The organism is Nonomuraea sp. NPDC059007 (genome assembly GCF_042740555.1).
GTDB lineage: Bacteria > Actinomycetota > Actinomycetes > Streptosporangiales > Streptosporangiaceae > Nonomuraea.
In genome coordinates, this window is sequence record NZ_JBHYJD010000109.1 from 1 (window position 1) to 5,698 (window position 5,698).

Annotated in this window: 6 protein-coding genes; 2 read left to right on the forward strand and 4 right to left on the reverse strand. The window is 68.6% G+C overall.

All coding sequences use genetic code 11. The features are described from left to right. A partial coding sequence (locus tag ACFWY5_RS57735) for a hypothetical protein (RefSeq protein ID WP_379640363.1) occupies nt 1–198 on the forward strand: 198 nt, incomplete at its 5' end. A gap of 770 nt (nt 199–968) precedes the next feature. Here ACFWY5_RS57735 and ACFWY5_RS57740 read toward each other — a convergent pair. Next, a complete protein-coding gene (locus tag ACFWY5_RS57740; RefSeq protein WP_379640364.1) occupies nt 969–1,091 on the reverse strand; it encodes a hypothetical protein in 123 nt (40 codons plus the stop codon). A 621-nt stretch (nt 1,092–1,712) separates the two neighbouring features. Continuing rightward, on the reverse strand, nt 1,713–2,441 hold the full coding sequence (locus ACFWY5_RS57745; RefSeq protein ID WP_379640365.1) for an ATP-binding protein: 729 nt from the start codon (nt 2,439–2,441) through the stop codon (nt 1,713–1,715). Nucleotides 2,442–2,725: 284 nt separating this feature from the next. Here ACFWY5_RS57745 and ACFWY5_RS57750 point away from each other — a divergent pair, with 284 nt between their 5' ends. Further along, nucleotides 2,726–3,112, forward strand: coding sequence for a hypothetical protein (locus tag ACFWY5_RS57750; RefSeq protein ID WP_379640366.1), 387 nt, complete (start codon nt 2,726–2,728; stop codon nt 3,110–3,112). A gap of 63 nt (nt 3,113–3,175) precedes the next feature. On the opposite strand, the gene ACFWY5_RS57755 is transcribed toward ACFWY5_RS57750, so the two are convergent. Both ACFWY5_RS57755 and ACFWY5_RS57760 read right to left on the reverse strand, forming a co-directional pair. After that, nucleotides 3,176–3,307 carry a hypothetical protein gene (locus ACFWY5_RS57755; RefSeq protein ID WP_379640368.1) on the reverse strand — a complete coding sequence of 44 codons (132 nt, stop codon included), beginning with the start codon at nt 3,305–3,307 and terminating at the stop codon, nt 3,176–3,178. Nucleotides 3,308–3,390: 83 nt separating this feature from the next. After that, the gene (locus tag ACFWY5_RS57760) at nt 3,391–4,638 is read right to left on the reverse strand and encodes a helix-turn-helix domain-containing protein (protein WP_379640369.1); all 1,248 of its coding nucleotides are present in this window, start codon (nt 4,636–4,638) and stop codon (nt 3,391–3,393) included. Nucleotides 4,639–5,698: the final 1,060 nt, after the last annotated feature.

Below are 5,698 nucleotides of genomic sequence, written 5' to 3' on the forward strand. Positions count from 1 at the left end.
CTGCGCCCCACATGTCAAGCCCCGTCCCGGCCCCCGCACCGGGACGCGATCCCGACCCCGACCCCGGCTCTCAGGCCGCGATCGGTCGAGCGGCTGCTGCAGGCCTTAGCCGGACACGACGGCCATGACGACGCCGACCACGACCCGCAAGCCCCGCCCCGCCCGGCCCGCCGAAGCAGCCTCTACCACTGCTGGTGAGCCTGGTCGCGGCCGGTAACGGCCCCGACCCCACGGCCACCATCCGGCCTGCCACCACGCCACCCGCACCCCGGCCGCGCCCGTAACGGCCCACGTACCCGTCACCGACCGTTCCGCCGCCATCACCCCCAACGGCAGCGCATCGGCCGTCAACGGGCCGCACAGCCCGCACCGGCACCATGCGCCACCCGCATCCTCGGCGTGAGCGCCCGCACCGGACGCAGACACCGTGGTCGACGGCGGCGACCCTGCTCCAGCTCACGCCAAACGCACCGTGCACCAGATGGGAGGAGAAATGAAGGGGAAGGCGTAGAGGGCGGAAAGGAGAGTAGAGAAGATGATGTAGGCATCCACGAGGACGCGCGCACACATATTCAAAGGGAGTCGTCTTTAGACGAGTCGGCCGGTCCACCGCTATGCCCGAAATTGGCGTGACCTGCGAAAACGATCCCCGCAGGGGGTAGCGGTCTTAACCGCGCACCGGAACGCTACCCCCATTTCCAGCACGGAAATCTGCCCCCATTTTCTCACCCTCCCGAGGCAGGAACCCGGCCGGATCGGGAAGGAGATACGGTGGGTTCGCCTCGTCCCCAACACGAGGCGAACCCACCCCTACACCCGCCCACCCAGCACCCCCTCCGCACCGGACGGGCGGGCGGACCGGTATCGACGCCCACCTGCGCCCCACATGTCAAGCCCCGTCCCGGCCCCCGCACCGGGACGCGATCCCGACCCCGACCCCGGCTCTCAGGCCGCGATCGGTCGAGCGGCTACTGCGGGCCTCGGCCGGGCACGGCCATGACGACGCCGACCATCCACCGCAGACCCGGCCCGACCCGCCGAAGCAGTGGCTTCCCCTGCTCGCGGGCCAGTTCGCGGTCGGTCGCGGTCACGGCCCCATGGCCACCACCCGGCCTGCCACCACGCCCCCCGCGCCCTGGCCGCGCCCGCAACGGTCCACGTGCCCGTCACCGACCGTTCCGCCGCCATCACCCTCAGCGGCAGCGCATCGGCCGTCAGCGGGCCGCGCAGCCCCGCCCCGGCACCATCACCCCCACCCGCCCCACCCGCGTGCACACCCGCGCCGGACGCGGACACCGTGGTCGAGGCTGGCGTGTTCGCCCTGGTCCAGCTCACGCCAGGCACCCCGTGCAGCAGCTCGGCCAACGTCGGCAGCACCAGACGGCGCCCTGGCACATCGTGCCCAACCGGACCAGGCGAAGCCAAGGCGGGCACCGGGGCCGACTGAGCCGGGGGCGGCTCAGGCGGCTCGGGCATCTTGGACGGCTTGGGTGGTTTAGGTGGCTTGGGCCGTTTGGGTGGGCGGGGTGGCAGCGCGTGCTGTAGCTCGCGTGGCCCGGTCGCGCTGATCACCTGCTGCTTGCCGCGCAATGCCAGCCATTGGTATTTCACCACCAGAAACGCCCAGTCGGGCCAGTCCCGGCGTAGTTCGGCGAGCGCCTCCTGCGCCCACGGCTCCTGCCCGAACGCGGACACCTGGTCCGCCCTCTTCCTCAGCTCGCCTCCCACAGAGCCGCGGAAGGGTCCAGGCGGACACCCTCCTGCTGACGGCTGGCATCAGGTCTATCGGCCGCACTTAGTTCCCGGACACCGCCCGGCTCCGGCACGTCCCAACCGCGCTCGGCCGTGACAGCAGGCGTCGTGCCCTCCGAGACCGGTCCGGTCGCTTGCCCGGCCAGGGCCAGCTCGGCCCAGACCGCGTGCCCGGTCACCTCGTCCCCCGCCGCCCCGGTCCGGGACGCGAGCTTGGCCACCCCCGCCAATCCCCGCCCCTCCTCAGCCTCCGGCAGCCGACCGGGCGTCCGTGAGAAGTCCGGGGCCGGGCCGCCGCCCAAGTCATAGACCACAATCCGCACCGACGCCGCCCCGCGCAGCACCTCGACCACGAAGAACCCCCGCTCCCGGCCCGAGCAGGTGTGCCGGAGCGCGTTGCTGACCAGTTCGGCCGTCACCCACACCGCGTCCTCCACCCGCCCGGTATCAGCCAGCAACTGCCCGACCATCCGGCGGGCGACAGCCGACTGGTCACCGCGCCCGGGGAAGGCCCGCCGCCACGCCATCCCGCCCCACAAACGCGCGGCGCGGAGGGTAGACATCATCAACCCCGGCGCCAGATCCGGGAACTCCTCGCCGACCGGCTCCTGCCAGTGACGGGGGAAGGCCAGCGAATGGAGCGGGCTGCTCAGCGCGGCCAGGCTCGTGTGCTGTGCGCGGGTGTCCATGGAGTATCCCTTCCGGTCCGCGTCCCGGCCCGACGCCGGGAGCGGCCAGCACCATCACCCACCTTCACGCCCGAATCACACCCCCAAACCACCACCCCACACCCACACCGCCCCGGCCTGCGGCAACACCACCACCACGCCCGCCATCCCCACTGCGACCGGCACATCGACCACCCCACACCCAGACTGGAGCCCCTCCCACAAGACCGCCTACCGTCCCCCAACCCCGACCGAACAGGGGCCCACCGCGCACACCCACGCGCCAACGAAAGGAATATCAGGCCATGTCCGGCACCGGATACCAAACCCTGCTCGACTGCCGACGCCGCAGCCGATACCTGCGCCAGCACGGATTCACCACCGGCCAGATCGCCGTCATCCTCGCCCTCGACCACCCCGCCACCCCGCTCCGCCTGCACCGCTACGCAGCCGGACTCACCGCCGCCCAGACCATCGAGGCATTCCACCGGCTCGCCGGCACCACCGGCGCCGGCCTACGCGAGTCCCGCCTCTACGCCCACGAGACCTGGCCGCAGACAGGCCGGCGACCCTCCACCTCCACACTCCGGCTGCTGGCCCGCATCTACGACACCCAGCCGGTCCAACTGCTCACGGCCGAGATGCTGGCCACCTACCCGGCACGAGACCAGCGCACCCTGACAAGCTGTTAGCTCGACATTTCAGTCAAACGTTCCATATATGCACATTCTTCGAGCGCTGCTGGGCCTGCTCGGTCACCTGCTGGCCGTACCGGAGGCGGAGGCGACCTTGGTGGTCAGGTCGGCCAACTGCCCGGCGGTGTGGGTGATGTCGTGCCTGCGGGCGTTGTCCAGCCCGGCGCGGATCAGAGCCTTGCGCCAGTACACATCGCGAGTGTGGGTGACCTCTGCGACAAGTTCGTTGTCAAGTCTGATGGCCGTATCCGCAGGTCAGCGCTTGTCAGGCTTGCTCACAGACTCACGCTCGCGCGGCGCGCGAGGGCGCGCAAGCCCGATAGTTTGCTGTGTCGGTCGCGGTGGAGCAACTCGGTGATTACCTCGCGGGTGCCTGGACGCTGGACCTCGGGCGGAGCGATTTTCTCAGCGACCAGCAGGGCGCGTACCGCGCGGTCGGTCTTTCCCCACAACATGTATGCCTCAGCGACGCCCGTGTAGTAGCTGACGCGGCGTTCCTGCGTTGGGATTTCGTCTGGGTTGATGGCTTTGGCGTGCTCAATCGCGGTGCCGGCATCCCCAAGCACGATGGACACGCCGATTTTGTAGGTCGCAACATGACCGGGACTGAGGACGAGGTTGGGAGCAAGGGGAGCGGCTTCGTCAGCCGCTTGCAGCATTTCCGTTGCCGAATGTCGATCTTCCGATCGCGCGGCGGCTATTGCTCCCGTAGACATCAACGTTCCGTATGCCCCCCAAGCGGGTGCTGGTGCGCCGTCGAGTCGCGGGCGGAGCCATTCAGTTGCGCTTAGGGCGATATCGCGCGCCTTCCGGTAGTCCATGGCCCGGTGACAGAGACTTACGAGGTCGCGGTGTGCCTCGCCGATGGCTCGAAGATCGCCGCTAGCGTCCGCGGCCTGCTTACCTTGATGTGCGGCTATCCAGGCATATGGGGATGCACTCAGCTTGATCAGCGTGCGCGTGGCCAGATGGTAGACCTGTGCGGCAACGGCGAGCTCCGCAGGTTCGGACGCCATGCGGGCAACGGGGATCAAATCGGCGAGATGATCAGCTAGATCAACGTAATGAGCTGCGGCGAAGTCTCGTTGTGCGCGGGTTACAGCACGGGCCAGAGACGCAGGGTAAGGCGACGTGGGCACTGTAGGCGCGTTGGGGATCAGAGCATCACGCAGACGCGCAACGGTCGCCATGCTCTGTTCTGGCTGGCCAGCTATGTCGGTCAGTCCGACTCCGGCGGCAAGCGCTGCGCTCTTGAGGAATGTGCGTCGCTTCGTTGCCTCACCTCCTGAACGTGACACCAGCATAGGCGGACCGTTCTCGTAGTCGCGAATCCAGGCGGCCACGAGTTGCCCCCTAGCGTTGAGCGCCTGGTCGGCCAGTTCCGCGAGTGTCCGTTCAGGGTTGCGTAGTCCTCGCTCAACGCGGCTGAGATAGCTCTTTGAGAAATAGGTCACCTCTTGCAGGCCGGAGAGCGAAATCTTCTGTTTGTTGCGGAGGTATCGAAGGTTTTCGCCAAATTTCACGGTTGCCTCCAGCAGTTGCCCCGTTGCCTGGCGCGGGCAACCTCTCGTACTGAGATACGTCCATCACACATGCTGAATCAAGCCTGCACCACGGTGCTGCGAGATCTGCCGAATCGCAAGAAATAGCTCATGAGGATAGTCGGACCCGTCTCGATGGACGAGCATCGGACGGCTCTTGATCGCATGGAGGTGCTACCCAAGTGTTCCACGTCGAGCCCAGGTATGCGGGTCACCATCTTCCTCCCCATCAGGCTGCCCGGCGTCTTGTCGTGGAGCTGCTGAAGCGTGGCGTCAGGTGTGAGTTGCTGGCCAGTAGCCGGACGTGTGCGTGGGTGTCGGTCTGCGGTGGGCTTACCACCACGTGCACCGGTAGCGGGTTCACGTGGATCAACGGCAACCGGGGTTGTGAGCCCGTGTACGCGAGTGTTCCGGTTGATGATCCGGTGACCGCCGCTACCCGCATCGCTGCGCGGCATGACGTGCTGGCCGTCCAGCACCCCACGCGCGGCCGTGCGGCCGTAGGGAACGCGTCAGTGGTGGGGCCGCTGTGAACGTGCCTGTGGGAATCGTCGTCCCGTGTGCGTCCGGTGCGGAGGCCGACGTGCCGACCGAGGGTGCGGCCCTTACCTTGGTGCGGCCTGGCTGCCAGTTGCATCATTGCCGGGAGGCGCACTGGTGCGGGCAGAGGCACTGCCTCAACCACTGCGGCTCCATCAGGTGTTCCACCTGCTATCCGCCGCTGTGGCCGGGCGACGTCTCGCGCTTCACGGCTCTCGCTCTTCCCGTCGCGTGCGGGCCCTACGCCCCGTACCTCGCCGCCGCGTTGCTCGTCGTCAGGCGCGAGGTTGCAGCGGCGTAGGGCGGGAACCGGGGTGCGTATCCCCCACGGACGTCATCGGGGTGCGCGCCCTCTCTGTTGCCCCCGCTTCGGCTTGATGCCTCCTGTCCGGAGCGGGAGTCCTGTCCGACCGTGCCCCCACGGCGGTCGGGCCTCGGGGCCCGGGGCACCAACCACCGGGCGGGGGGGCGGGGGGGGTGGGGGCGGGCCAGGGCGGTGCCG